General features: G+C 34.4%; 37 protein-coding genes. 33 read left to right on the top strand and 4 right to left on the bottom strand.

The features are described from left to right. Position 1 precedes the first annotated feature (1 nt). Both B9N65_RS01040 and B9N65_RS01045 read right to left on the bottom strand, forming a co-directional pair. Positions 2–1,600: a phage terminase large subunit family protein gene (locus tag B9N65_RS01040; protein ID WP_087582451.1), complete on the bottom strand. Its 1,599-nt coding sequence runs from the start codon at positions 1,598–1,600 to the stop codon at positions 2–4. Next, on the bottom strand, positions 1,593–2,360 hold the full coding sequence (locus tag B9N65_RS01045; RefSeq protein ID WP_087582452.1) for a hypothetical protein: 768 nt from the start codon (positions 2,358–2,360) through the stop codon (positions 1,593–1,595). The genes B9N65_RS01040 and B9N65_RS01045 overlap by 8 nt, the downstream gene beginning before the upstream one ends. A gap of 119 nt (positions 2,361–2,479) precedes the next feature. On the opposite strand from B9N65_RS01045, the gene B9N65_RS01050 reads away from it, so the two are divergent. Beyond that, on the top strand, positions 2,480–2,776 hold the full coding sequence (locus B9N65_RS01050) for a hypothetical protein (protein ID WP_087582453.1): 297 nt from the start codon (positions 2,480–2,482) through the stop codon (positions 2,774–2,776). Here B9N65_RS01050 and B9N65_RS01055 read toward each other — a convergent pair. Then, positions 2,760–3,377, bottom strand: coding sequence for a hypothetical protein (locus tag B9N65_RS01055; RefSeq protein ID WP_087582454.1), 618 nt, complete (start codon positions 3,375–3,377; stop codon positions 2,760–2,762). The genes B9N65_RS01050 and B9N65_RS01055 overlap by 17 nt on opposite strands. Position 3,378: 1 nt before the next feature. Next, complete coding sequence (locus B9N65_RS01060) at positions 3,379–3,807, bottom strand: hypothetical protein (protein WP_087582455.1); 429 nt, start codon at positions 3,805–3,807, stop codon at positions 3,379–3,381. An 858-nt stretch (positions 3,808–4,665) separates the two neighbouring features. On the opposite strand from B9N65_RS01060, the gene B9N65_RS01070 reads away from it, so the two are divergent. From B9N65_RS01070 to B9N65_RS01220, 32 genes are all read left to right on the top strand, one after another. Further along, a complete protein-coding gene (locus B9N65_RS01070; RefSeq protein ID WP_087582457.1) occupies positions 4,666–4,884 on the top strand; it encodes a hypothetical protein in 219 nt (72 codons plus the stop codon). A 272-nt stretch (positions 4,885–5,156) separates the two neighbouring features. Next, positions 5,157–5,447 (top strand): hypothetical protein, encoded by a 291-nt coding sequence (locus B9N65_RS01075; protein WP_087582458.1) that lies wholly within the window; start codon positions 5,157–5,159, stop codon positions 5,445–5,447. A 175-nt stretch (positions 5,448–5,622) separates the two neighbouring features. Continuing rightward, the gene (locus B9N65_RS10945) at positions 5,623–5,793 is read left to right on the top strand and encodes a hypothetical protein (protein WP_180385106.1); all 171 of its coding nucleotides are present in this window, start codon (positions 5,623–5,625) and stop codon (positions 5,791–5,793) included. 10 nt (positions 5,794–5,803) lie between these two features. Beyond that, the gene (locus tag B9N65_RS10950; RefSeq protein WP_180385107.1) at positions 5,804–5,974 is read left to right on the top strand and encodes a hypothetical protein; all 171 of its coding nucleotides are present in this window, start codon (positions 5,804–5,806) and stop codon (positions 5,972–5,974) included. 97 nt (positions 5,975–6,071) lie between these two features. Continuing rightward, positions 6,072–8,003: a DNA-directed RNA polymerase gene (locus tag B9N65_RS01080; RefSeq protein WP_087582459.1), complete on the top strand. Its 1,932-nt coding sequence runs from the start codon at positions 6,072–6,074 to the stop codon at positions 8,001–8,003. A gap of 56 nt (positions 8,004–8,059) precedes the next feature. Next, positions 8,060–8,359, top strand: coding sequence for a hypothetical protein (locus tag B9N65_RS01085; RefSeq protein WP_087582460.1), 300 nt, complete (start codon positions 8,060–8,062; stop codon positions 8,357–8,359). A gap of 73 nt (positions 8,360–8,432) precedes the next feature. After that, positions 8,433–8,963, top strand: coding sequence for a hypothetical protein (locus B9N65_RS01090; protein ID WP_087582461.1), 531 nt, complete (start codon positions 8,433–8,435; stop codon positions 8,961–8,963). Further along, complete coding sequence (locus B9N65_RS01095; protein ID WP_087582462.1) at positions 8,944–9,408, top strand: hypothetical protein; 465 nt, start codon at positions 8,944–8,946, stop codon at positions 9,406–9,408. Before B9N65_RS01090 ends, B9N65_RS01095 begins: the two co-directional genes overlap by 20 nt. 272 nt (positions 9,409–9,680) lie before the next feature. Continuing rightward, positions 9,681–10,775, top strand: coding sequence for a hypothetical protein (locus B9N65_RS01100; protein ID WP_141083826.1), 1,095 nt, complete (start codon positions 9,681–9,683; stop codon positions 10,773–10,775). After that, complete coding sequence (locus B9N65_RS01105) at positions 10,765–12,210, top strand: hypothetical protein (RefSeq protein ID WP_087582464.1); 1,446 nt, start codon at positions 10,765–10,767, stop codon at positions 12,208–12,210. Before B9N65_RS01100 ends, B9N65_RS01105 begins: the two co-directional genes overlap by 11 nt. Then, entirely contained in the window at positions 12,198–12,968 is a 771-nt protein-coding gene (locus B9N65_RS01110; protein ID WP_087582465.1) for a hypothetical protein, read from the top strand. The genes B9N65_RS01105 and B9N65_RS01110 overlap by 13 nt, the downstream gene beginning before the upstream one ends. An 84-nt stretch (positions 12,969–13,052) precedes the next feature. Continuing rightward, positions 13,053–13,253 carry a hypothetical protein gene (locus tag B9N65_RS01115; protein ID WP_087582466.1) on the top strand — a complete coding sequence of 67 codons (201 nt, stop codon included), beginning with the start codon at positions 13,053–13,055 and terminating at the stop codon, positions 13,251–13,253. Further along, positions 13,250–13,591, top strand: a complete 342-nt coding sequence (locus B9N65_RS01120) for an FAD-dependent thymidylate synthase (RefSeq protein ID WP_087582467.1) — start codon at positions 13,250–13,252, stop codon at positions 13,589–13,591. The genes B9N65_RS01115 and B9N65_RS01120 overlap by 4 nt, the downstream gene beginning before the upstream one ends. Further along, a complete protein-coding gene (locus B9N65_RS01125) occupies positions 13,584–14,162 on the top strand; it encodes a hypothetical protein (RefSeq protein WP_087582468.1) in 579 nt (192 codons plus the stop codon). Before B9N65_RS01120 ends, B9N65_RS01125 begins: the two co-directional genes overlap by 8 nt. After that, the gene (locus B9N65_RS01130) at positions 14,140–14,535 is read left to right on the top strand and encodes an FAD-dependent thymidylate synthase (protein WP_087582469.1); all 396 of its coding nucleotides are present in this window, start codon (positions 14,140–14,142) and stop codon (positions 14,533–14,535) included. Before B9N65_RS01125 ends, B9N65_RS01130 begins: the two co-directional genes overlap by 23 nt. A 195-nt stretch (positions 14,536–14,730) precedes the next feature. Continuing rightward, entirely contained in the window at positions 14,731–15,789 is a 1,059-nt protein-coding gene (locus tag B9N65_RS01140) for a hypothetical protein (RefSeq protein ID WP_087582471.1), read from the top strand. Positions 15,790–15,920: 131 nt separating this feature from the next. After that, on the top strand, positions 15,921–16,127 hold the full coding sequence (locus tag B9N65_RS01145; protein ID WP_087582472.1) for a hypothetical protein: 207 nt from the start codon (positions 15,921–15,923) through the stop codon (positions 16,125–16,127). Continuing rightward, the gene (locus tag B9N65_RS01150; protein ID WP_087582473.1) at positions 16,120–16,305 is read left to right on the top strand and encodes a hypothetical protein; all 186 of its coding nucleotides are present in this window, start codon (positions 16,120–16,122) and stop codon (positions 16,303–16,305) included. The genes B9N65_RS01145 and B9N65_RS01150 overlap by 8 nt, the downstream gene beginning before the upstream one ends. Positions 16,306–16,415: 110 nt before the next feature. Then, positions 16,416–17,021, top strand: a complete 606-nt coding sequence (locus B9N65_RS01155) for an NUMOD4 domain-containing protein (RefSeq protein ID WP_087582474.1) — start codon at positions 16,416–16,418, stop codon at positions 17,019–17,021. A 121-nt stretch (positions 17,022–17,142) separates the two neighbouring features. Then, positions 17,143–17,289, top strand: a complete 147-nt coding sequence (locus tag B9N65_RS10955; RefSeq protein WP_180385108.1) for a hypothetical protein — start codon at positions 17,143–17,145, stop codon at positions 17,287–17,289. A gap of 206 nt (positions 17,290–17,495) precedes the next feature. Then, positions 17,496–18,266, top strand: coding sequence for a DNA polymerase (locus B9N65_RS01160; RefSeq protein ID WP_087582475.1), 771 nt, complete (start codon positions 17,496–17,498; stop codon positions 18,264–18,266). A gap of 11 nt (positions 18,267–18,277) precedes the next feature. Beyond that, positions 18,278–18,865 carry a hypothetical protein gene (locus B9N65_RS01165; RefSeq protein ID WP_087582476.1) on the top strand — a complete coding sequence of 196 codons (588 nt, stop codon included), beginning with the start codon at positions 18,278–18,280 and terminating at the stop codon, positions 18,863–18,865. Continuing rightward, positions 18,862–19,281 carry a hypothetical protein gene (locus B9N65_RS01170; RefSeq protein WP_087582477.1) on the top strand — a complete coding sequence of 140 codons (420 nt, stop codon included), beginning with the start codon at positions 18,862–18,864 and terminating at the stop codon, positions 19,279–19,281. The genes B9N65_RS01165 and B9N65_RS01170 overlap by 4 nt, the downstream gene beginning before the upstream one ends. Continuing rightward, positions 19,278–19,469 carry a hypothetical protein gene (locus B9N65_RS01175; RefSeq protein ID WP_087582478.1) on the top strand — a complete coding sequence of 64 codons (192 nt, stop codon included), beginning with the start codon at positions 19,278–19,280 and terminating at the stop codon, positions 19,467–19,469. The genes B9N65_RS01170 and B9N65_RS01175 overlap by 4 nt, the downstream gene beginning before the upstream one ends. A gap of 8 nt (positions 19,470–19,477) precedes the next feature. Continuing rightward, a complete protein-coding gene (locus B9N65_RS01180) occupies positions 19,478–19,732 on the top strand; it encodes a hypothetical protein (RefSeq protein WP_141083827.1) in 255 nt (84 codons plus the stop codon). A gap of 288 nt (positions 19,733–20,020) precedes the next feature. Further along, positions 20,021–22,219 (top strand): hypothetical protein, encoded by a 2,199-nt coding sequence (locus B9N65_RS01190; protein WP_087582481.1) that lies wholly within the window; start codon positions 20,021–20,023, stop codon positions 22,217–22,219. Continuing rightward, a complete protein-coding gene (locus tag B9N65_RS01195) occupies positions 22,216–22,638 on the top strand; it encodes a hypothetical protein (RefSeq protein ID WP_087582482.1) in 423 nt (140 codons plus the stop codon). Before B9N65_RS01190 ends, B9N65_RS01195 begins: the two co-directional genes overlap by 4 nt. Then, positions 22,602–23,825 carry an ATP-dependent DNA helicase gene (locus B9N65_RS01200; RefSeq protein WP_087582483.1) on the top strand — a complete coding sequence of 408 codons (1,224 nt, stop codon included), beginning with the start codon at positions 22,602–22,604 and terminating at the stop codon, positions 23,823–23,825. The genes B9N65_RS01195 and B9N65_RS01200 overlap by 37 nt, the downstream gene beginning before the upstream one ends. Further along, positions 23,810–24,196, top strand: a complete 387-nt coding sequence (locus B9N65_RS01205) for a hypothetical protein (protein ID WP_087582484.1) — start codon at positions 23,810–23,812, stop codon at positions 24,194–24,196. Before B9N65_RS01200 ends, B9N65_RS01205 begins: the two co-directional genes overlap by 16 nt. Beyond that, on the top strand, positions 24,178–24,357 hold the full coding sequence (locus B9N65_RS01210; RefSeq protein ID WP_087582485.1) for a hypothetical protein: 180 nt from the start codon (positions 24,178–24,180) through the stop codon (positions 24,355–24,357). The genes B9N65_RS01205 and B9N65_RS01210 overlap by 19 nt, the downstream gene beginning before the upstream one ends. After that, positions 24,354–25,148 (top strand): PD-(D/E)XK nuclease family protein, encoded by a 795-nt coding sequence (locus B9N65_RS01215; RefSeq protein ID WP_087582486.1) that lies wholly within the window; start codon positions 24,354–24,356, stop codon positions 25,146–25,148. Before B9N65_RS01210 ends, B9N65_RS01215 begins: the two co-directional genes overlap by 4 nt. Further along, positions 25,149–25,811, top strand: a complete 663-nt coding sequence (locus tag B9N65_RS01220; RefSeq protein WP_087582487.1) for an AAA family ATPase — start codon at positions 25,149–25,151, stop codon at positions 25,809–25,811. Positions 25,812–25,817 lie beyond the last annotated feature (6 nt).

Below are 25,817 nucleotides of genomic sequence, written 5' to 3' on the forward strand. Positions count from 1 at the left end.
GTTAAAATACCGTATTCCTTATTGTAGTTATTTCACTTACTTCATTATCGTAAGTACCATAGGTATTAGGCTTGAAGGCATCGAAACTACCTAGCATAGATATGCTATCTAGTACATCGTCATGCTTAGATTTAAAGCCTTGTTTAGTAGCCTTACTTCTTTCCTCTTCGAACTCGTTATACCATGCAGTATCTTTCATCTCATTAGCTATCCATACTTTCTTAGTATCGAATCTAGGTTTAAACAGAATAAATCTAGAGAACTTATCTCCAGTAGGTCTAATACCATCTTCACCATTGTTATTCGAACTAAGGAAGTTAAAATAGATATTCTTAGCTAGCATCTCATCTCTTAACCAAGAGATAAATCCAGCTTGTTGTCCTGTAACTTCTATACCTACTCCGATAGGGTTATAGATAGAGACATATTCGAATATTTTATTTATAAATTTACTAACTTCAGTCTTATCACACCAGCCATCTACAAGCATATAATCACCATTATTAGAGTAAGCCCATACACTAATAACACTAAAGTCAGCATTCTTCTTAGCACTAGTAGCTAAATCAGTAGTAATGTAGAAGTTATATCTATCTTTATGCTTTAGTACTTGTTCTCTATTGAAGAAAACTAGACTAGAATTAGGTATAAGTAAATCTTCTTTAGAAGTGATCCTAAGCATAAGCTCTTGATAGAAACTATCTATCTTACCTATACTCATAGCTTCTTCATAAGCATCTTTTACATACTCATAACTAAATCTATCTTCCCAACTACCTTTAAACTCCTCTTTAGTACAAGGAAACTTCTCGCATACTGGATAGCAAGCTACTTCCCAAGCTCCACTCTCTACTATCTTATATAAAGGGTCTTTAGCATTAAATGGAGTACCTAACCAGATTACCTTATGCTTTACAGGACTAAGAGCATACTTAACAGCTTTATGAATAGTGTCTTCTATAGTTTTAATAACAGTATCGCTTCTAGCATCTTCATCGCTAATAATGTCATCTACGATAGCTAATGTAGGTCTCTTACCGTATTCTTTAGCACCACGAATGCCTGTTTTTGCACCATACATTTTTACTACGAATCTATCACCTCTTAGATTTACAAACTCCAATCTAACATCAGTGATCTTTCTTCCTGCAGTAACATTGTCATCTTCATTACCATCTTCGTCTACATACTTAATACTCTTATTAGGTATAAGCTTCTGTAAGAACTCACTATTCTGGTATCTATACTCTATATTCTTTCTAAGAGATTTAACACCATTCTCAATACTGTCACCGATATATACAGCAAACTCTACCTTACCTATACAAGGTAATTCTCCGAAAGCTGCAGCATATAGAAATAACCACTCTGCGAATACAGAAGTTTTTCCGATGCCTCTATGGCATAGGACAGCAGTATTTCTAGTAGAATTAAATACAGCTTCACACATCTTTAAATGTACAAGAGGAGTTTTATTTTCTAGAGTATCACCACTAGCCATCTGAATGAAGTTAATAAACTTAAGTACTCCTTCACTAGGTATATAGTCTTTAAAACTATAATCTACTTCGTTTAAGTACTCATCTACACTCTTAGCCATCGTTTACTACCTTAGCATCTATGAAGCTCATTTTAGAGTTAGCTACATCAGTAAGCTTACTACCATTAGCTATCAATCTTTTCTGTTCTTGTACCATGTTAGCTAGCATCTCTTCGTACTGATCTACAATACTGTCAGCCTTGTTATTAACATTAACATCTACTTTTATATTCTCTGGTGGCTTGAGGTGAAGTAATAATTTATCAGCAGCATTAATCCTATCTCTAGAATATTTAGCAGTATCCATTTCCTCTACTAATCTCTTAACAGCTTTATATCTATAGCCTTGAAACATAAGCCATAAAGGTACTTCAGCTTGAGAGAGTATTTTTATGACAGTAGGATTTTTACGATACCTAATAGCAGCACTACTTAGTTGCTTATATTCATCAGAACTAGTATCTGCCCCTACTCTATCTTTTACAAAATCCCTATAACTAAAGGCTCTAGTATAAGCTTGAACTACATTGCCGCCATTAGCTTCTAGAAAACTACAAAATCTAATGGCATTAACATAATCTTCTAGGCTAACACGATCACCTTGTAGAGCATCTTGATAAGTATAAAGGGTATCCATAAATCTAAAGCCATCGAAGTCAGGCTCATTAATTGTCTGGTTAATTAAGTCAAGAGCCTCAGGAGTAATAGTAAGTCTCTTCTTCCCCTTTAGAGACTTACTAAACCATTCAGTTAATTCTTCTTTAGATACATTAGTAACTGTCTTGACAACATTTCTAAGACCTAAATCAGTATCACTCAATGTCTTCTCCTTAAGATCTAATTAAATATTACGAATTAATCTTAGCGTAATACTGATAAACTTTCAAGAGTAAATCTGCTATAATTAAGGTTAGATTAAACCTTTATAAAGGACATTCTATGAAGAAAATATTTTTAGGATTTTTAATTTTAGTGACTTCTAGCTTCGGTTGGATCAAGACTGACATCATAGAAGCTTGTGTATCTGTAAAGCAGAACTATGGATGGAGTATGCCAGTAAAAGTACTAGTAGCAATAGGTATACCTTCGGATATAGCTGTAATCTTACAAGATTATAATAACATACCTATCTCATTAGATAGATCTATAATAGGTAGATATATAGTAGGAGACGTAATAGGTGTAGACGAGAATAGAGTTATGTATAAACTACAAGACTCTAACTTCTGCTATTAACCTTTTTACTAGAAAGACCTTCTACTTCTATAATATTTACTAGAGCTTTATATAAGTAAGAATCTTCTTCACTTAAGTTCTCTTCACTCTTTAGCTCTTCTAACTTATTATTGAGTAGATTAAACATTAGTTCAGTAGCTACAGCCTCACAATCTTTTTTATACTGCTCTTTACTTAAAGTACCATCAATCTTCTTCGATAAATATACTTCACTAAACATTTCTCTACTCCTATACTCTTCTGTTAAGAATATCTTTTTATTCAGCCAATCAATATATTGCTCACCTTCTACATTAAACCATAAACTCATTCTGTCCTTGAATACTTCACGAATATCTTTAAAGACATCTTGAGATAATCTATCCTTAAATGCAGCACTCACTCCATTCATTCTAGTTAGCATCTTAGTATAGACAGCTTTGCCTATAACCCAGCCAATACCGACTACTAGTATAGTGACAACTAGTGGAGCAGCTCCAGCAACTGATTTATCTGTATCTCCCCTAGATGTAGCTACTAGAATATTACCTAGAGTAATCCCTACAACAGAGAACAAGAATCCACTCAATATCCCTATAACTAATGCAGCACTCTTCTTCATCTTACATCCTTACTAATTTATCTAAAGTATCTCTGATCTCACTAGGAGTATATAACCTAGTACCAATATAGGTCTCACTTAGATTGAAGTATCTCTCTACGATATCTCTCAATCTAGCTAGCTTATCACTATCCTTACCCTGTAAGCAATAACCTATCTCTCTACCTATGACTTCACTTAGATATTTAGAAGCCAGCATATTAGTAATAGAGCTATCTAATTCTTTAATCCCATCCATATTACCTATACCATTCTTAAACTTTCTTAGTACCATAGAAATACAATCTTCATCTTGCTTTAGCTCTTCAGTAATGCCTTTATACAAGTCCTTATCTAATGGGATATCTCCTAGTATCTCTTGAAAATTATCAGCATAGCTCTCGCAATGAACTTCGATTACATCATCAGTAAGCCAGAATCTACCACTCATATAACCCTCCCTGATTTTCATTTAAACATATTTTAAAAGTATTAGTCTTAATATTCTCTTATCAATTCTTAAAGGACCTACTATGAACTTAGAGCAAGCCTACAAGAGTTACAGAGATAATCTGCTAATAACAATATTCGAAGTAGAAACTTATGCTGAATATTCTCTTAGATTTCAAGATCTAAACCAGCTTCTGAATCTATACTCTAGAGCTACCTTCTATCTATGTGAATGCCTAGACGAAAGCTCACTTATAGTCTATTACCTTGATCCTATCTCTAGAGAACGAGCTACTAACCTATTTAAACTATCTCTCCCTATAATAGAAGAGCATCTAAGACAAGCAGTAGTAACTCAATCTAAGCAGATACCTAAGCCAATACTTCAGTCATCAATCCAGACAGTAAAAGCATTACAATCTAAACCTAAGCATACTCTAAACATACATCAGAGATATGTCCTACATTATCTAGAAGTATTCTTAGAGTACCTTCACTAATACAAGGCACTAGTCCTAGTAACTCATACTAGGCAGGCTCTCTCGACCAAGCATGGTCTCTAAAAAGATAGTCTAGGCTATGAGGAGCATAGGGAGAGTACAAGGACTCGTTTGTACTGGGGAGTTATAATTTTATGTAGAGGTAGATTAGGTGCTGATTTGTATAGAAAAACAATAATTTTATATGAGGGTAGTACTCCCCCTCTCACTCTCAAAAATTATTTACCTACCCCCCTACTCATTGTAAAAAGCATTCTTTTTCTCAAGCCAGCTCTCTAGTAGTTCAGAGTTATCCACGCTATTCGGTTAATCGTTTGAGAGTAATACTCTTAATAAAAATAATTTATAAAGGAGACATTATGTCTAAAGAAATCAGTTTATTCGGTACAGTTAAGGAAGTATTAGGCACTGTCCTTAGATCAGGTGAGAGGCTAGTTAAAATAGCTGATCAAGGCACTCAATATGCACTAGAAGCAGCTAAGGTTGCAAGGCTAGAGGCAATAAACGAGTTAGAGATTAGTGAAGAATCTCTTAAGAGTTTCGAAGAGAAAGTTGCATTGCTAGAGAGAATTAAATAAGCTTAAAATTAGCTTAACTTTCTCTCCATCTCAGGTTAGGGTTTATCCCTAGCCTTACTTTTTTTTCGTATCTCCTTGTATTTCTCTCATTTTCTCTCATATTGTTCTCCTTACACTTTATACACTTAACACTCACACTTACACCCTACACTACCCTACGTCTATCGTCTCTCCTTCATATCCAACTCTCGTCTCCTTGTTCAAGCTCGTTCTCCGTTCGGTTTATCGTCTGAATGATTCGTCATTCTAAATTAATTAATAAAGGATAATCCATGAGATTAGCAATCAGTGTATCAAAATCAGTTGAGCATCGCTCAGACGAAAGAAGTCCAGAAAACTTTCTTAACTCACTTGAAGAAGTCAAGCAATATACGCAAGATTATGACGTAGCATTCTTTACTAATGTTAGAGGACATAAATGCGAAAAAGGTACAAAGCCTATGACATTTAAAGAGGCTTATGCTCATGCACTTCAATTAGTAAATGAAGGTTACGATCGTAGAGATGTGTTCATCTCAGCTATCTTGAACAAGACAGCAACAGTCGAAGATATAGACTTCTGATTATAGAATTAGTTGAGAGAGGTATTCGTATCTCTCTCAGCATTAGAGTAATCAATAGGTATAAGAGTATCTATTGACTACTTTAATCCTTCTAATTCTCCTTAATTACTAATCGAGTCAGCATAGATTAGTAATTCATCCATGCTGATTTTTTTTTTTACAGAAAGGAGTAACCATGAAAAGAGTAAGAGGTTACATTCATAGAGAAAATATGGTGATCAGTTTCGATACTGATCGAGAAAGGTTTATGCCTTATCGTGTAGTGATCAACTATAACGGCAAGAAGGCAGAAACATACTTTAATACATGCAAGGCTCTATTTGAGTTCTTGCCAAGAATAAAATAAAGGATTAATCATGAAAATATCTCGCAAAGAAATTAGAGCAAGAGTTCTAAAAAGTAGACAACTATGGAGACATAGAAAAGAACTTGTTAGACTATCTAATATCGTATACCAAGTACATCCTATTGACTGGTATATCCTTCAAAGTAGAACTAACGGAATGTTAGAAGAAGAAGAAGAATAACTTCATAGACCTAATCAAGTCTCTAAACTGATTACCCTTTTTAACTCCTAGAGATAGACATCTCTATTACTACTAATTTTAATACTAAGGATAGTCAATGTTTACGACTCAATCAAGAGTAGAAGAGCTACTCAGCGAACAATACATTCAGACAGAAGTTAAAACTTACTTAGATACTCAAGTAAACTTATTAGATGAAATCTATGAGCGTATATGCCAATGGCTTATAGATTATAGAACAGGTGTCTATGGCAAGACCTATACTAGTAAAGACGAGAGACTTGCAGAAGTACAGAAACATGTAGATGACCTACCTAGATATGTACTCTACTCAGTATGCTTACTAGGTAAGACTACCTTACAAGCTACTGCTACTAAACTAGGTTTATACATCCATGAAGATATACTTACTGCAGCTAAGAGTGGTAGTGAGATACTTGCAGTATGCGATGGCTTAGGTTATGAGATCATTCGACCTAAAGCATTCAGTGGTAATACTTTTGAGATACAACCACTGATCTCTATCCCAGCTGACATCAAGCAAGCTCTAAACTTGTCTCTCTTCTTGCCTCCTATGGTCTCTCGTCCTAATGCATGGACTACTAAATCTAATGGAGGCTATGACCTTACTCATAACTATGCCATACTAGGCGATAGATATAACAAGCATGATAACCCTATTAATCTTCATGTCCTAAACCTATTGCAGGACGTTAGCTATCGTCTAGATAGTACGATAACTAAAGAGGACGATGTACTAGACCTAGACTCAATCGATCCTAAGTCTAGAGAACAAGCTCAAGCTAACTTCAATCAAGCTTTACAAGAAAATAGATATGTCTATACTGAAATGGGAGATAAACCTTTTCACTTCGTATTTCAATACGATAAACGAGGACGTATCTATTCTAAAGGTTACCATATAAATATTCAAGGTAACTCTTATAGAAAAGCTATGCTCAAGTTTGCTGAGGCAGAGAAGCTTACTGAAGAGGGTTGGAAGTGGCTTAAGATAGACCTAGCTAACCACTATGGTCTAGATAAATCTACATGGCAAGAGAGACTAGACTTCATTAATGAGAACATAGACTCTATGCTTACTAATCCAGACGAATGGATATCTAAAGCAGACGAACCTTTACTCTTTAAGTCAGCTCTCAATAGCTATCAGATGTCTCTTATAACAGGTACATCAGATCAAATCGTAAGACTAGATGCCACTTGCAGTGGTCCACAACTAATGTCAGTTGTTATGAGAGATGAAGAAGCTATGGCTAGACTAAACGTCTTAGGAGACTCTTGCAGAAATGACTTCTATACTCTAGTAGCTCAAGAGGTTTATAACCGAACTAAAGACAGCTCTCTATGGGGTACTAACCCTAACTTTAAAGAGATACGATCTAACATTAAACGGGCTATTATGACGACGTACTACAATAGTACTTGTAAGCCTGAAGAATACTTCGGTAAAGATACTAAAGAGCTACAAGTATACTATGAAGTACTAGACGAGTTCACTACAGGTGCTAGAAAACTACAGAAGACAATTAACGATCTCTGGGATAATTCTAGACTAGTCTATCAATGGACTTTACCTGATAGCCATACTGCATATTGCCCAGTAATTACTACTAAAACATCTCGCATAGAGATTAAAGAGATGAAAGGTGGTACTGCAGTAATGAACTTCATTCATTCAATCAATCAAGGAGGTGAAGAAGAGAAACGATCACTATGCCCTAATATCGTACATAGCTTAGATGCCTATGTATGCAGGAGAGTTATAACTATTCTAGCAGATAAAGGCATAGCAGTATCTCCTATTCATGACTCATTCGGAGTAAGTCCTAATAACTGTGAAGCTCTTAGAAAAGCTTATAGAGAAGTCCTAGCTGAACTATACAGAGAAGATATTATTAATAATATCCTAACTGAAATAGATCCTACAGCTAAATTAGACAGACCAGACTACAAGCTTAAAACTTCTATGGCAGTCAAGAATAACCTAAACGGCTATTACATCTGTTGAGTACTCTATTACATAAGTAAAAATACTTATCTATCAATTATTTTAGGAGATAAATAATGGGAATGTTTACAGAAGACATTGAAATAGGTGCAGCTCTTTATGAGTATCACTTAGAAGAGAGGGAAAGAAAACAAGCAAAACTAGAAAAAAAGAAAGCTAACGATATCTATGAGTATCACGTAAATGGTTCAGGAATGAAGTATTGCATAGCAGATATGGACGATAAGTATCTTATCAACTGCTATAAGTACTTTCGTAAGAACTATGAATATAAACGAGCTTTTAGCTTCTATATAGAGCTAAGACTCAGATATCCAGATACATGGAGAGAGAAGATACAAGAAACACAACTATAGAGATTCGTTGTTAATCCAATCGAGAACCCTGCTACGCAGGGTTTCTCGAACTTTTTTTATTTAAAGGATTAACATGTCAGCAGTAACTGAAATAAGAATGCTATTTCAATCATTAAATGAATGGAAGGCTGAGAGATGTCTCTCACTAGATAGCCAACGTGAAGGCTATCTAAGAAACATCATGGAAGAACTAGGTGAGTTAGCCGAAGCAGTTAAGCAAGGTAACTCTGAAGAATATATCGATGCACTATGCGACATCGTAGTATTTAGTATCAATGCCTTAGATGAATACTCTTATAGTGCAACTAGTATGACTATTACTCGTAATACTCCAAGAGAAACCCTCTATCGTAATCTACTTCACGAGATAGCTAAGTATGCCAGAGACTGGGATACAAAGTACCTCTGTAATATCTATCATGTGTGCAAGATACTAGCTATGCAGGGTAACTATGACTTATTCATAGCTATGGACGAGACTATAAAAGAGATTAGTTCTCGTACAGGACACTACAGTGCCTCACTTAAAAAGTGGATAAAGAATACTAGTCCTGAAGCGAAAGCTAAATGGTACAAGGCTAACTATGGCAAGTGTACTCTCTAGTGGTGAAAAACGTATAGTAGCAGTATTGTCTACTTGCTATGGCTTAATGATAGATGACAATATAAAAGAGCTTTACATAGACCAAGAAACTACATTTATGGTAGATAAGATTAGATCTGATCTCTACGATCTCTTATCTGACTATGTAAAGCATGGACCTGAAGTCGAGAAATACTCTAAAGTTATAGATAGTAAATTAAAACGAGATAATAGAGATTATTGTATTTCTAATACTCAACTAGCTATGACTTTACTATATCTCTCATTCGAAAAGTGTGAGAAATCCTTTAAGAAACTACCTACAAAAATATCTGATTGGTATCAAGACAATAGAGATACTATTCTAGAGATTAGCTATCGCTCTTGTGATAGTGCAGAGTTTAAAGACTCTGACGAAGGTAGTTACTTATTAGCTCACACAATAATGGATGCTATAAGAGGCTAACAATGGCAATTAATCAAGAATATCTAACACACGTTAGAGAAGTTGTTTCTGAGTTAGATGCAACTCAATTAGAAAAAGTATCTTCTAATACTACTACGATATATGTTCTAAAGGACACCTTATATCTAACAGGTACATTAAAGATACCTAAGAAGTACGAAAAAGAGTTTAAGTATCCTGCATATATTAGTTATAAGAGTACTCTCTTCGGAGTTCTTCATAATGATTATGGATATGTTACTAAACAGATCAAGAAGTCTTATGGAGAACTAATGTGGAAGATAGCATCAGAAGGAGATAACTCTGGTCTATTCTTACAAGAGTTATTTATACCAGATAATTCTACCTATCACTTAGACTGGTACAAGGTATCAGAGGGCTATAACTTAGATGGATTACCATCTAGTTGTATGAAGGGTAAGGGAGATCTCTTTATCCCACTAGACAATCTAGCAGAGATGGCTGTCTTAGTTAAAGACTCTACTAATCAGATGGTAGCCAGATGTATCGTCTGGAATAAAGGTATAGTAGAGAAAGCTGATGGTACTAAGATAGATAAAGACCTATACGATAGACTTTACTATGTAGATGGTGAAGCTGAAGAAGCTATGATTAGCTACCTAGCAGATAAAGGCATAGAGCCACTAAATGCTTATTGGTGCAATACTTTCAATATAAGGATCAAGAACCCATTTAATAACGGTCTCTACCCTTGGATGGATACCTTCTGTATCCTAAGAGAAAATGACTACTTATATTCTTATGACTGGCAGGAGTATGGCTACAGCCAACAAGACATTACCGATCTAGCTAGAGATTATCCTACATTAGAGATCATAGGAGCTTTACTATCTCAAGATGGAGATGTAGTATATCCACTAGAAGACTCTGATGAAGATGACGAGAACTTCTCAGCCTACGAGAATGAGTGTATCCCTACTGACAGACAAGTTTATTCAAACTATCTAGGAGATATTCTTACGGATACTAGATCGTTTCAATCCTCTTATGATGGTGACTGGTATCCAATCAATGGTAAAGGTGATGTATGGCTACCTATCTACCCTAATCCTGAAGATAAGATAGATTACGTAGTAGGTACTAATAATGCAAACTTCTACTACTGGACAGATAAGCATACACAACAACGGTATCTAATACCAAGAGATGATACTGTTATAGATTACATAACAGAAATATACATACCTAGAGATAGAGCTATCTATCTACCATCTAAGAATTTACATATCTATAAAGATGTCAAGCTAGCAGATGTAGTAAAAGCTTTTACTAATGCTAATGGCGACTTCTTATTAACTCCTGAAGAATTAGCAGAGATATCAGAGGAGCTTAACGATGGACAATAGACAGAAAGTTAAACAAGCTATTGAACAATACATTAAAGCCAATTTTAGCGATGATTCTAATGAGTTCTACCAATATAATAGAACTGACCATTTAACCTATGCCGATAGAAGACTTATAGTATATGATGCTAAATTTAGACATATCACTACACATCTACTAAGGACATTAGCTCCTGATAAGTTTAAACATCAGATATATGCTATATGTCCAGAGACAGTAGTAGGCATATCTTTTAAAGATGGTAAGCTTAGTTATTCTCAGGTTAAGAAATCTAATATAGATCCATTTATCGAGAGTCTCATAGAGATAACTGGTAGCTGTGATATTCTAGATCACTATGCGTGTGAAGTTCTTAGAAGACAATTTAGATTATATCTAGATGCTTCTCCAACAGAGTATAAGCTTAACACCATAACTATCTCTGAAGGTTACAATCTAAGAGACCTACCATCTAGCTGCATGAAAGGTCAAGGTCTCAAGTTTAAACCCTTAGATACTATGGGTAAGATGTACTACCTAACATCTAATAAGACAACTAACATCTTAGCTAGGTGTATAGTCTGGGATAAAGGAGTGGTCATCAATAGTACTGACGATGAACCTATAGATTGTCAGTTATATGACAAAGTCTATCAGCTAGAAGGTAAATACGGCAATATCTTTAAAGATATGCTTGAAGCTAAAGGTATCTTAGAGTTAGATAGGTTAGAAGCTATCGATACTTGGAATCTGTATATCAATAATCCTTTTATAGAGATAGAAAATGGTAACTACCCTTGGATGGACAGATTTAGCTTACTAGATATAAATGAGAATAGACTTTACTACTATGACTGGAATGCCTATGGACACAATAGTAGTGATCTAAAAGAGTTAGCTATGGAGGTAAATCCTGAAAAGTATAAAGTACTGTTATCTACCGATGGCTATACAAGGGATATGGACGAAAATGACGGCACAATATATTCTGAGTATGAGAACAGCGATATTGAAGAAGATGATGCTGTATGGTCAGAGAACTTAAATAGCCATATCTCGTCCAATAATGCTGTATGGAGTCAGACAGAGAGAGACTACTTTCACGAAGATGATTATGGCAATGGCTGGTACTATAACTGGGATGATAGAGATGAACCTATCAATATAGAGAATCCTGACTTTGTAGAGTTTCAAGACTCAGATGACACTAGATATATGGTAGCTAAGAGTAATGCTGTAGAAGATATGCTAAGCGAAAATATTTCTAACTGGATACCTAAAGAACTGGCTATAGAAATTAAAAGCTTAGGACCTAACTACTATATCTATGATGATTACTTAGTATCTATAGTTAAAGAACACTTTGAACAGTGTTTAGACGAAGGTAAAGGCGATGCTGATGAGTTTAAAAGTATCGTAGAGAATAAGAATGGAGAATGGACATGGACGAATTAATAAACTTACTGATAATGGATCAAGCTACTCTATACGAGCATGTAAAGAGTATTGACAATCCTAACTATATTAAATCTATAGTACCTAATGGTGGAGTATTATTTATCCCACTAGACGAAGAGAAGTACCCATTACTATGTACTCATTTAGATACTATAAATGACTTTAATGATAGACCTGCTCCATCTATAGTAGATATACTCATAGATGGAGATACCTTATCACTTAATCCATACTCTTCATGCTCTTGTCTTGGAGGAGATGACAGATGTGGAGTATATACTGCATTACAATTAATGGACAGTAATGTACCTTATGCATTCGGATTCTTCTTAGACGAAGAGATTGGAGGAGTAGGAAGCGATAAGATTGGTATATCTAGCGTAATGCCTTATGAGAATATAACAGCATTCATAGGACTAGATCGAAGAGGTAAAGATCACGCAGCTCTATATGGTTACGATAGTGCAAGCTTAATTAATGTATTCGAACAAGAGGGATATAAGAGTGTTTATGGCACTTTTACAGATGCGAGTAATCTAGCTAAGTACTGGGATATTGCCTGCATAAATCTAAGTGTAGGATACTATAACGAGCATACTACTTCAGAGACTATTAACTTTAAAGAAACTAAAAGCACTCTAAGGATGCTTTTAGAACCTAGAGTTATAGAAGAACTACTAGACAATACTTTTACTTATGACAACAATTTTCAAGACGATCCATTTTGGAATCTAAACGGAGATTACAATGAATGATCTTATAGATCTTATATTACTCCCTTTAGTTGTCGTCTTGTTTATTGCTTTCATAAAGTATATACAACAATAAAGGAAACTAAAATGAACATATTACTAAAACTAGTGAAGGATTATAAGCCTTTACTATTAGGTATTACACAAGAATGGCAAGAGAGTTATATTAATACTCTCTTCGCTAAACAAGATCCACTAGATAGAAAATACCCTTATGGATATGCTTACCATAATCATGAGTTCTTCTATCTAGCTAAGAGTACTGGATATGAATGGAGTAAGCTATGAATGTAAAACTATTAGAACATACTCACTTATCTAGTGCAGTAATAGCTGCTAGAACATGCTGGAATAGCTTTCATAAAGGAGGCTTATACGATTGCCCTACTAATGAAATTACTGAGGAGGACAAGACTCTTCTATCTAGGTTACTTTTCAAGAATAAGCATGAAAGTATCTTTGAGCATATTGTTTATGTATTCAATATACTAGGTATCCCTAGACTATGCTTGCAAGAACTAGCTAGGCATCGTATAGCTAGTTATAGCGTAAAGAGTACTAGATACTCAACAACTAAAGAGTTAATGAAGGAAACTGCTTTTATAGAGGAGATCATTAATGGTTAAGTTTATTCAAGATACTGAAATAAAACAGTATGGGAAAAGAGGGTATATGTTTGCACTCTTTCAATGCCCTATTTGTGATAAGGTTTTTGAAAGACCCAAACATGCTGGTAAAAATTTAATAGCTTGTAGAGAATGTGCTTATAAAGTCTTAAGAGTGAAAAGACTGAAACATGGACAACGGTATACAAGGCTATATAGAACATGGATAAACATGCGAAGTAGATGTAACAATCTAAGAGAACAGCATTTTAAACATTATGGTGCAAAAGGTATTAAAGTATGCCCAGAATGGGATAACTTTGAAGTCTTTAAACAGTTTGCCTTAGAAAATGGGTATACCGATAGTTTAACTATTGATAGGGTAGACGTTACAAAAGGCTATGACCCTACGAATGTTCAGTTCGTCCCTCTCAAGATAAATGCGGGTAAAGATAAGGTTGTAATATCAGAAAAACTTTACTTTGAGATTAAAAAGGCTAATAAAGAAGAACATATACTATTACCAGTTCTTTTTGCAAAATACGGTGTTTCAGGAGGAGCTTATTACAATGCAAGAAACCGATATGAATAATACTTTTGTTAGAGAGATACTCTATAAAAATTATAAGATTACAGCAGAAAATGTAGCAAGAGCTTCTAAATATGTAGAATTGACTGGAGATGACGAACAAGACTTCTTTATCATTCAAGCTCTAGAGAATGTACGATTATTAGCTTTAAAAGGGGTTAAATCAGATAATTTAAAACACATAATCCCAGAGAGCTATCTAACTGATCTTGTTATGACTATAAACGTTAGATCTCTAAGAAACTTTTTACAGCTAAGATTGTCTAAATCAGCCCATAAGAGTATTAGAGCCTTAGCTAACGAGATGCTTACATCAATCCCTGTAGAACATCTATTCTTGTATAAAGACTTACTAGAGGAGAACAAGAATGATTAGTTGTAAGCATTGTGAGTCTTTAATACCAACTTACTATAATACTTGTCCTGTATGTGGTCAAGTCCTTGATAAATCTAATAAAGTTAGATTTAAAACCTTTAAGCATAGTCCTACTAAGAAGAGTAATCCCCTAGAAAATATAGATACTAAAGAATATACTTTTAAAGAACTAGACGAAATAGTAACGACATCTAAATGATTGTTACCTTCGATATTGAGACTACTTCAATCCCTAAGCTAGTTCTAGATATTGAGAAGATTCTTTGTATTGCTATCAAGATAGACGACAATCCAACTAAGTGTTATACATACAAACCTATAGCTAATTCAGACGGAGATCTAAGCGTTGTCTTAGATATTCTAAATAAAGCTGATCTAGTTATCGGTCATAATATAACTAAGTTCGATATCCCTATTATTGAGAAGTTTCTAGGAAAGATTACTGCACCTATAGTAGATACCCTGATTGATGCCAAGCTAACATATCCTAAAGACATACTACTAGGTATAGATTATAAGATACCTGAGCTACCTAAAGCTCTTAAAGGCTCTTATTCTCTAAAAGCATTTGGCTATAGATTAGGTAACTATAAACTTGACTATGATGATTTTACTGAACTCAATGAAGATATGGTAACTTATTGTAAACAAGATGTAGAGGTAACTTATGCCTTATATAGACATCTTATTACAAGAACTACATATCCATCTAAGAAGGTAAGAGAGCTAGAATATAAAGTAGCCTCTATTATTTTCGACCAACAAGAATATGGCTTCTATTTCGATATAGATAAAGCTAGAGAACTTGCTACTAAGCTTAAGTTTAGACAGATGAATCTAGAGCATGCTTTACTCAAGATCTTCCCAAAACAATTCGAGCCTGATGGTGATCCTATTATCCCAGCTAAACCTAGAACAGTTAAGCTTAGATATAGAACATATCCTAAGCATACTACGATTACTGAGTTCTATAGACCATTAGAGATAGGTAGAAATGGTAAGTATAAATATCCACCTAAATCTATGAAGTGGCTAGATTATCCTTATAGGATAATCCCACAAGTTGTTAGTGGAGAATATCAGAAAATTAAGTTAGTAAATTTTAATCCTAACTCTCGTCAGCAGATAGCTAAAAGACTGATCTCTACTTTTAACTGGCAACCAGTGAACTATACCGAAAAGGGCAATATAAAGATAGACGAATCGATACTAGGAGAAACCTATGAAGACAACGAAGACAATTTCGATGCATGATTTTAAACAAGTATATAAAGCTTTTTACGACACTGTAATGGGTACTAATTACTTCATAAAGCAGCAAGTTACTCAAGCTTCTATACCTTGTAATGTCGTTTATATCCCACCTAAATATGAAAGGAGGCTTAATGAAAAAGAGCGAGTACTTATACGGTAAACCTATTCAAGCTTTTCCAGATGCTAAAAACCATTATCAATCTAAGATACATTCAGCTAAAGAATTGCTAAAAGAGTTAGTCTCTGTACCTTTAGAAAATAGAGACGAGAAGAGAATTAATGATGTTCTTAAAGCTATCTCATTTAATGAGCAACTTCTAAAGGAGTACTATGAGTAGTCTTAATGAAGCTCTAGAGCAACTAAAAGAATATCTTAAACTCTCTAAAGATATAGGACAATTACTTCTAGGAGATAATAGTCTTATTAATCTTTACAATCCAGATACTCATAGATTACATGGTAAAGTAGATACTCTCGGAGCCAATACGGGGCGTATGACCCATAGTCTGCCTTAATATAGGGCGTTAGAGTAGAAATACTCTAAATGAAATGTTACTTAAATGGTGAAACTCCTTTATGGTAACTATATTACAAACATAATATTTAAATTATAAAGGACAACACTATGCTAAGTTCAATTATAGAAACATGGAAAGATGTACAAGATAACTCAAATTATGAAGTATCTAATTTAGGACAAGTACGCAATAAGAAAACTTCTCAAGTCTTAAAACCTTTTAGAAATAATTCTGGGTATCTAGTTGTTAAACTTATTACAAAGCACAATCTAATACATAGATTAGTAGCTTCAGCATTTATAGATAATCCACTTAACAAGAAATATGTAGACCATATTGATAGTAATAAAGATAATAATAGAGTAGATAATCTTCAATGGGTAACTTGTTCAGAGAATATCCAGAAAGCATATAACGATGGCTTACATAATTTAGAGAAACATAAAACTTATGTAGGCAGAAAAAATGCACGATCAAAAACTAAATATTTTAATGTAAGTACAACTTACAATGACTATAAAGGAGAACGTACTTACTATTATTTAGCTAAGGTAACTCATAATGGTAAGAACTTATGCCCAAGAAAGTTTAAAACAGAAGAAGAAGCTGCTTTACACGTAAACTGGATTATAGATACTTATAAGTTAGATCGTCCTAAAAATATAATTGATAAAAGCTCAACGACTATCTCGAAAGAGAGTACACCTAAGTAGGTGGAAAAAGTAACTACCTTAGCAGGTAATGCTGAAGGTATTGATATAGTCTAATCTGCATAGTAATATGCAGCAGTTCGTAAGAGAACGCATATAGATTAACGACCTATATGGAATATAAATGAACATTACTCAAGTCCCTAAAGACCCAGAGTTTAGAAAACTCCTATGCGTACCAGAAGGTAAACTATTAGTAGATGTTGATGCGGATGCGTTAATTTTAGCGCATATAAAACAGATTGAACTCGGTGAAACTCCTAACGTATAAGGCGAGGACAATACCGAACTAAGCCTAGAAATAGGAAAGCGTAACGACTATCCCTTATGGGAGTACACTATAAGCCAATGATAGTGGAAGCGGTCTGGTATAGAAATATACGTGATATAGTCTGATCTTATAGGAAACTATAAGCAGTTCATAAGAGAACGTAGTAGCACTTGCGAAGCTACTAGAACACAAATGTAGAATTGGTAATGCTTGGACATTACTTAGGTCCATACGATAATTATGAGTTTGCTCATACAGTAGATACTGGCGATAAATCTAAAGGTACTGATATTCATACAGTAAATCAACATAGAGTTGGATTACCTACTAGAGATCTAGCTAAAACCTTTATTTACTCTGTTTGTTACGGAGCTGGAGAGACTAAGATAGGTATTCAAGTATGGAATAAAGAACCATTCGAATATACCCAGCAAGAGTACGCTACAGCTCTTGAAAAGATAGAGAAGAGAATAGTTTTACTAGATGGTAAGAAGTTCTATCCTATAGCTAAAGGTACATTAGCTCCTTATAATGAAGATTTAATCTATCAGACAATCTATGGGGCTAGAACTTCTCAGATGTTTAGAGATAATACTAAAGGCTATCGTAAGCTAGTTGAAGAGACTACTAAATCTATTAGAGATAGTAAGATCGTAGGCTTAGATGGAAGATTACTCAACGTTAGAGCTGAACATAAAGCCTTTAATCTATTACTCCAGTCTGCTGGAGCTATTTTTATGAAGTATTACTTAGTTGAAGTAGATCGACAACTAAGGGCTTTATATACTCATGGTAAAGAGTTCGCTTACGTCTCTAATATCCACGATGCTATTAACTTAGAAATCTTGCCAGAGATTAAAGACTCTGTCAGAGATATTCTAACTAATAGTTTTAAAACTGCTAGTGATGAATTAGGTCTTAAATACCAAGTACATGGTGAACCTAACTTCGGAGCTAATCAATACGAAACACACTAAAAAGGATCTTAATGTTAAAAAGATTTGTAGAAGGCATAGGCTTGCCTATAACTCTCTTTGTAATTACATTCGTACTTTGCATAATTGTATTACGAATGGATTATAACCAGAGAGTTGAAATCGAAGAGAATAAAGATGCCAGACTTGTAGAGAGTGAAAAAGCTTTAGCTGATAGTCTTGGCTTAGTTGAGCATAGTATTGCTCTAGAAACGTCTAGAATGAACGAGATTAATACCATATATGCCAAGATGCGTAATAAGGATATTGATCTCGCTGAGCTAACCTATAGAGCAGCTAGAGAGTATGATATAGATGCAGGATTACTTACAGCTCTAATTAATTCAGAGAGTGAGTATAGTACTAAAACTAAACATAGTAATCCTACAGTGTCTGGTCTAGGTGGTATTAATGCCAAGTATTGGAAAATACCTAATAAGACTTATGAAGAGCAGATATATGCTACAGCCTTTATTCTTAGCTATTATCTAACTAAGTATAACGGAGACTATATGAAAGCTCTTACAGCTTATAAAGGTATATCTGACTCAGGTAGAGTTAGGGCTAGACAAGTTCTTAAAGAGTATGAGGAGCAACAATGAGGTGCTTATATGAATACTATAAAGGTGGTACAGAACTTAAGAAATCTCAAGTATCTAAGATAATCAAAGATGCTACTGATAAACATCCTCTATTTAAGCCTTTAGCTAAACAGATGGATCTACATAGAGTATCTGAAAGAGAAGACCTATTACAGAGAATGTATGACATCTATCACTGTGGAGCTAATGCAGGCTTCTCAGGACTGATAGGTTGTATGGATATGTCTAGGTTCTTTGATGAGAATGAAGACGATATGCTAGAGTGGTTGAAGCAAGAAGCTGAGTTAATCGGTTGTAGCTCTACACTAGCATTTTTAGGTGATTATCTAGGTGCAGACCTAGACGATTATAAATGGAAAGCTGTACAAGCTCTAGCTAACTATTTAGCTATTGATGTAATGGAGAGTGAAATATGAAAATAATAATAGCAATGTTACTAGCATCAGCACTATGTTTTGCAGAAGAGTCTATGGTAGTCAGAAATCAATTAGATAAAGTTATCAGACTATTACAAGACCTTAACGATGGACAAAATATTCAGATCATGATGCTCCAACAGATTCTAAAACAACAACAAGAGATCAATGAGAGGTTAAAGAAATGATTTACTACGTGGAAAAGTCACTAAGCAATAGTCTTCATAAAGTACCTTTATGTGCTTCTGATCTACTTATTGATGCTACTGGTCTAGTAGATATTATCACAATGACTCAAGGCAAAGTAGTAAAAGAAGCTATGACAATTCTAGGTGGATTAGAAGAGGAAGCTATTAAGAACTATCTAATTAAATATTATGCTCAAAGAAAAGCTACTAAGAAAGTTCGTAAGAAGCTAGAAAAGGAGTTAAAAAATGCTAAGAGTATTTAAGAAAAATGAGTTAAATGGTAAGTGGGAACAGCTTAGTATTAGTGATATAGAGATAGATCTAGATGGCATAAGTCTATTAGATCTCTATAAGACTCTTACTCCTAGAGAAAGGCAAGATTTCGTATACGCTATGGACTATGACGAGATAAAAGAATTATGTTCTCTGATTACTCACTATCACCCTTCGCCTTCTACGAAGGCTTCTTCGACTTTTTAAAAAAGGAGGTGCTTAATGGCACGATATTACTATGGAGATATTGAAAGCTCTTGCAAGTTTAAGGCTGAGCTATGGTAGAAATGTTAAGACAAGAGCTGGAAAAATACCAGCTATTCGATAATAAGCTACCTAAGTTCTTACTAGATTTATCTCACTCTATACCTAACTCTAAAGTACCAGAAAGAATGAAGCTTACTATTGCAGTAAGCGAGTTTATTCTATTTATGTCTCAGTTTAGAAGACATATCTTGCACTGGAATACTAGCTTGATACCTATTAATGCTATTACCTTCTGTATAACTGGTAGTGGCGTAGGTAAAGATAGTTCAATCAATATTATGAGAAAGAACTATAAACTAGGTTATGACCATATTAATGCAATCAGAGAAGAGAAAGCAGTAGCGAGAGCTATAGCTAAGGCTAAAGATAGAAATCAAGCTAAACCTTCATCTCCAGAAACTTATTCTAAGTTCTATGAAGCACCTACTCCACTATTCGCATCACCTTCAACTAATGAAGGATATATAGCATATCTAAATGGTATTGAAGAAGATGGTATAGGAGCTGGATTTCTAACTAGCTCAGAGATCGGTAGTGAGCTTCTTGTATCACCTGTAATTACTTCTAACTTTCAGCTTATATCTGAGATGTACGATGAAGGCAAGAAAGAAGTAAAGGTTATTAAAGATAAAGATAAACAATCTAAAGCTATTAAGAATCTAGCAGTATCTGCTTTATTCGTAGGTAGCCCAGATAATATCTTATTCGATACTGAAGTGAAGAAGAAGTTTAAAATGGAGTTTAGCTCTAAGTTAGCTAGAAGAAGCTTCTTTAACTATTCACCTATCCTACCACCAGCTAAAGAGTATCTATCTATAAAAGATCTACTTGCAGAAAAGATTACTCTTGAAGACGAAGCTAAGAAGATTATAACAGAGTATGAAAGCATCTTCTTAGGTATCGCTCAGAGAGAGATAAGTAAGCTCGGTACTCCATTAAATGTCTCAAATGAAGTTAGATCACTCTTTACTTTATATAAAGAGTATAACGAAGCTACCGCAGAGACTATAAAGAAACAGTATCCTATATCTAAGATAGTTAGATCTCACTTACAATGGAAGGCTCTAAAGCTAAGTGGAGCAATAGCTCTATTTAGAGGTAAAGATACTATTGAAGCTGAAGACTATGTAGATGCTTGTAAGTTTTGTGAGCTATTAGATGAAGATATGAGAAACTTCGAGATAGAGCTAGTAAAAGAACCCTACGAGTTATTCGTAGGATTAGTACAACAACTACTCGAGGATAACAAGTGTTTCGTCAATATTCACTTACTTAAAAAGCTAGGGTATATTCAAGGTAGTTCTGGCATAGCTAATAAACTAAAAGAGTTAGCTACTCTTGCAGGAAGCTATGATGAAAGTGGTATCTATAGAGCTTTAGAAAATGGTATTGAATATACCAAGATTATAAAAACTAATGCTCTAGGTGTTAGTTACCTAGCTTGCAGTGGCTCTAAAGAAGAGAGAGCTAAAAAGTGTTCTAGTGGATTTACCTATGCAGAAACTGATTTTAAAGCTCTTGGTGATATGCTCACTAAAGACTATGCCTATTCTCCATTTAGATTTAAGAATGGAGTGAGATCTAAAGCTAGTGTAGATAGTGGAGCTAAGTGGATATGCTTAGATATTGATAAGAGTCTATTTACTGATGAGCAGACTCATGAGATACTAGCTAACTTCAATCACCATATTGTAAGGACTAGTGATCCAACTAATGCTTATAAGTTTAGAGTACTCTTAGAGTTAGACAGCTTCGTAGATTTAGACGAGAAGACTTATAAAGCCTTCATTAAAAGTATCTGCGAATATCTAAGCTTAGATGCAGATATACTCCCTAAATCTCAGATATTCTATAGCTATAGTGATAGAAACATTCTTTCTGTTACTAATAAATCTTGCATAGAAGTAAGAGAACATCTACTTCAAGCTAATGATGAAGCTAAAGCTCCTCAAGTTGTTAGTACTTTAAATGAAGCTCAAAAGCAAGCTCTACTATCTTCTCCTCTAGATACATTCAACTATGCGTTTAATGCTAGAGATGGTGAAGGTAGTGTAAGCCTTATACGAGCAGCTAAACATGCTAGGGATTTAGGTATGAGTACAGAAGAGATTATCTCACTTATGAATGAGATTAATGAATACTGGGAAGTACCTATGGAGTCTAAAAGATTCGAAAATACGATTATAAATCAGATAAGGAACTGGAAATGAGTACAAGAAGTTATATAGGTAAATTAGACGATAAATCCAATGATGTTAAGTTTATCTATTGTCACTGGGATGGCTATCCAGAATATGTAGGTTATATGCTGGATACTTATTATAAAAATCCCGAGAAGGTAGATGAGCTACTTAACTTGGGTGATATATCAAGTCTAAGAGAAAACCTAATCCCTAAAGGTAAGCATGACTTCGATGAACCTGAAGAAGATGTTACTGTAGCTTATTATAGAGACAGAGGAGAACCTTGGAATACTGTAGCACCTAAGCATACTCAATTAGCTAATTATGAGAAAGGTGACGATATGATTGATTACTTTTATCTCTTTAAAAATGGTGAGTGGTATGTAGATAGAGAGAATGGTTTAAGCCTATGGACAAGAGTATCAGACTTACTCCAGAACAAGTAAAAATCTATGACTACTTCACTTCAGACAGTCCTAAACCTAATAGAATAGTTGTCCTTCGAGGTGCTGCAGGCACTGGTAAAAGTTTTGTACTATCTCAGATAGTTAAAGACTATAAAGGATCTGTATTAGTAACAGCTACTACTCATAAAGCTAAAAATAATCTTCAAGCTTCTATAGGTACTAAGGCATATACAACTCATAGTGCTTTAGGTTTCAATATGACACGTAATGGGATAGAACAATATCTAAGCGATATTAGAGAGCCTATAGAAGCTGATCTTCTAATAATCGATGAAATGTCTATGCTACCTAATAAAGTCTATCAGAAGGCTTTAAATGGAAGCTATAAGCATATCTTGCTTGTAGGAGATGAATGTCAGTTATCTGCTATAGGTCTTAAAGCAGACATTAAGCCTGACATGGAGGTTGTTTTAACTCAACAGATGCGACAATCTATCAGTGATCAAAAACTACATCAGTATCTAGAGTCTCTTAGATCTAGTATTAAATCTAAGCAATTACCAGATTTTAGAAAAGATTTACCAGATAGCATTATCTTGTACGATAGCCATAAAGATTTCTGTAAAGCTTATCTAGAGTGCAATAGTTCTAAAAGAATACTAGGCTATAGCAATAGTGTTATAGATAGTTATAACAAGGCTTTAGCTGATAAAGAACTTTATTCTGTAGGTGATCTATTAGTCTTGGATAAACCTATAGGCTATTGTAAGAATGGTGATATAGTTGAAATCTATGACGTTCAGAGATCTAGTGAAGGTATCTGGGATATTCATGCTATTAGTAACGATGGAGAATCTGTTAGATTTCGTATCTGTAAGAGTAAAAAGCAAGAGAAATGCATCTTAGATGAAGTCCTTAGAACTAATCCTGAATGTTATTGGAGTATAGCAGATACTTATATGCATCCTAAGCATACCTATGCTAGCACTATTCATAAAGCTCAAGGCATGACTTTAGATGAAGTATTCATAGATGCTACAGATATATACAAGCAGTTATATCGAAAACCTACGAGATATAACAACTACAATAAACCTATTAGTGTAGAGGAGTTTCTAAAACTAACATACGTAGCAATATCTCGTATGAAGTATAAAGCTCACTTATTCGTAGGCGAAACAAGAAACTATAAAAACTTAAAGGAGAAAACTTGCAATCAGAAATAATTGATGAGCTAATTAGGCTCATGTCTAGCGTAAGAAGGATTGTATCTATTCTAATGTCTCAAGATAATAGTACTAAGACATCTTCTAATCTTGTTCAAGACATAAAGAGTGAGATACTAAAACCTGTTAGCGAAGTTAAAGATACTAATAACCCTTTTAATCAGCCTAAAGCTAAAAAGCATAGATGGACAGATTCAGAGGTAAAACAGATAATGTATTGTGCTGATCCTAAGACAGCAATGTCTAAAAGACAGTTCTCGTATCTTCTAAGAACTTTACCTAATAGCCTTACAGCTACTGCAGTAAAGAATAAGGTCTATGACTTAGGTCTTGCAGTCAAGAAAGGAGTTGTATGTTCACGAACAGAGTAAAGATAATTCAGGTAAATGAGTATCTATGTGAGATAGAAACTGAGATCGAAATCTCTAGAGAGCAAGCTATAGGTATGGCTCTTGAATACTTTGAGAGAGCTTCTGATGAAGAGAAGCAAGAAATGCTCATAGAAACAAGAGAGACAGGAGAAGTACAATGACTCCATTAAAACCTATGAATTATCAAGAGAACTACTTAGATCTCTTGCCTGAAGGAAGTTTCAGAATAAGTCCATCTAGTGTAGCTAAGTTTACTGAAAAGAAATGGGAGTGGTATCAAGAGAATGTCTTAGGCAATAAGATATTCGAAGGTAGTACATCTACTGTACTAGGCTCATGCGTTCATAGAATAGCAGAGAGCTATATTAAAACTAAAGCAGTAGATAAAGATGAATTGTATGCTTATATAGATTCTCAATCTAATCCAGAAATAGATAAAGAATATATAAAAGATCAGTTTATACCTATGGGTCAAGCACTTATAGATTATCTAAGAGTATTCGGGATACCAAATAGAAGTGAAGAAGCTATAGCTTGTAAGATTGTAGATAATGTTTATGCAGCAGGAACAGCTGATGCAGTCATCGGTGATACTCTTATAGATTTTAAAACTACATCTAAGACAAGTATAGACGAAACTTATATGCCTAATAACTATAAATGGCAATTACTTACTTATGCCTATATCTATAGAAAGATGGGAGTAGATATTAATCGTATTCGCATTGTATGGATAACTAATAATATAGTTGGCAGAGTAAGTGAGAAGACTGGTAAGCCTTTAAAAGACTACCCTTCTCAAGTGATCCCTGTTACTCAAGTTATTACCGATGAGGATATGCAATTCATTGAAGACTACCTTAGATTGATTGCTGAGACTTATCTTAAAGGTGTAGAAGATCCTAAGTTAGTCTATCTACTCTATTCAGATTACAGATTAAAGGAGAAATAATTGAGTACTAAAATACTTGTAAGCGGTTATGAAGCTAGTGGTAAATCTACCCTAACTTCTCAGATAAAAAATGCGTTGGTTATAAACTTCGATAAGAAAGAGTATAGCTTTAATGTACCCCATGCTAATTTTAAAAACTATGAAGGCATGGAGAGTGTAATAACTTTTATCAATGACAAGATAAAAGCATATAAGGAAAAGTTTAAAGAGTTTCCGAAGTTCATAGTTATCGATACTGTCACTCAACTCTATGCAGCAATGACTAGATATAACTCTGTTAAATATACAGGCTTTAAAATCCATGAACAGAACAATATTGATACTCTAGATTTAAATAACTATATCGAGAATGTTCTGATAGCCAATGGAGTATCAGTAGTCATTGTAGCTCATACAATGGTAGACGAGAAGAGTGATAGGCATATTATACCTGCTCAAGGTCAATTCGCTAAAGCAGGCAGTTGGTTATCTATAGTAAACGATAGTTTATTTATAGAGAAATCCAGTGGTAAGTTAGTTGTCTATTTTACTTCATTCAAGTATCCAGCTAGAACAACATTGAAAGACTTACCAGATAAGGTCGGAATAAACGAGTTTGATATCAATGAATATCTCAACAAGCTAGTAAATGCTAAAAACGAAATTGAAGAATATATACTATAAGGAGTT

It is taken from the genome of Campylobacter concisus (genome assembly GCF_002165815.1).
Lineage (GTDB): Bacteria > Campylobacterota > Campylobacteria > Campylobacterales > Campylobacteraceae > Campylobacter_A > Campylobacter_A concisus_BH.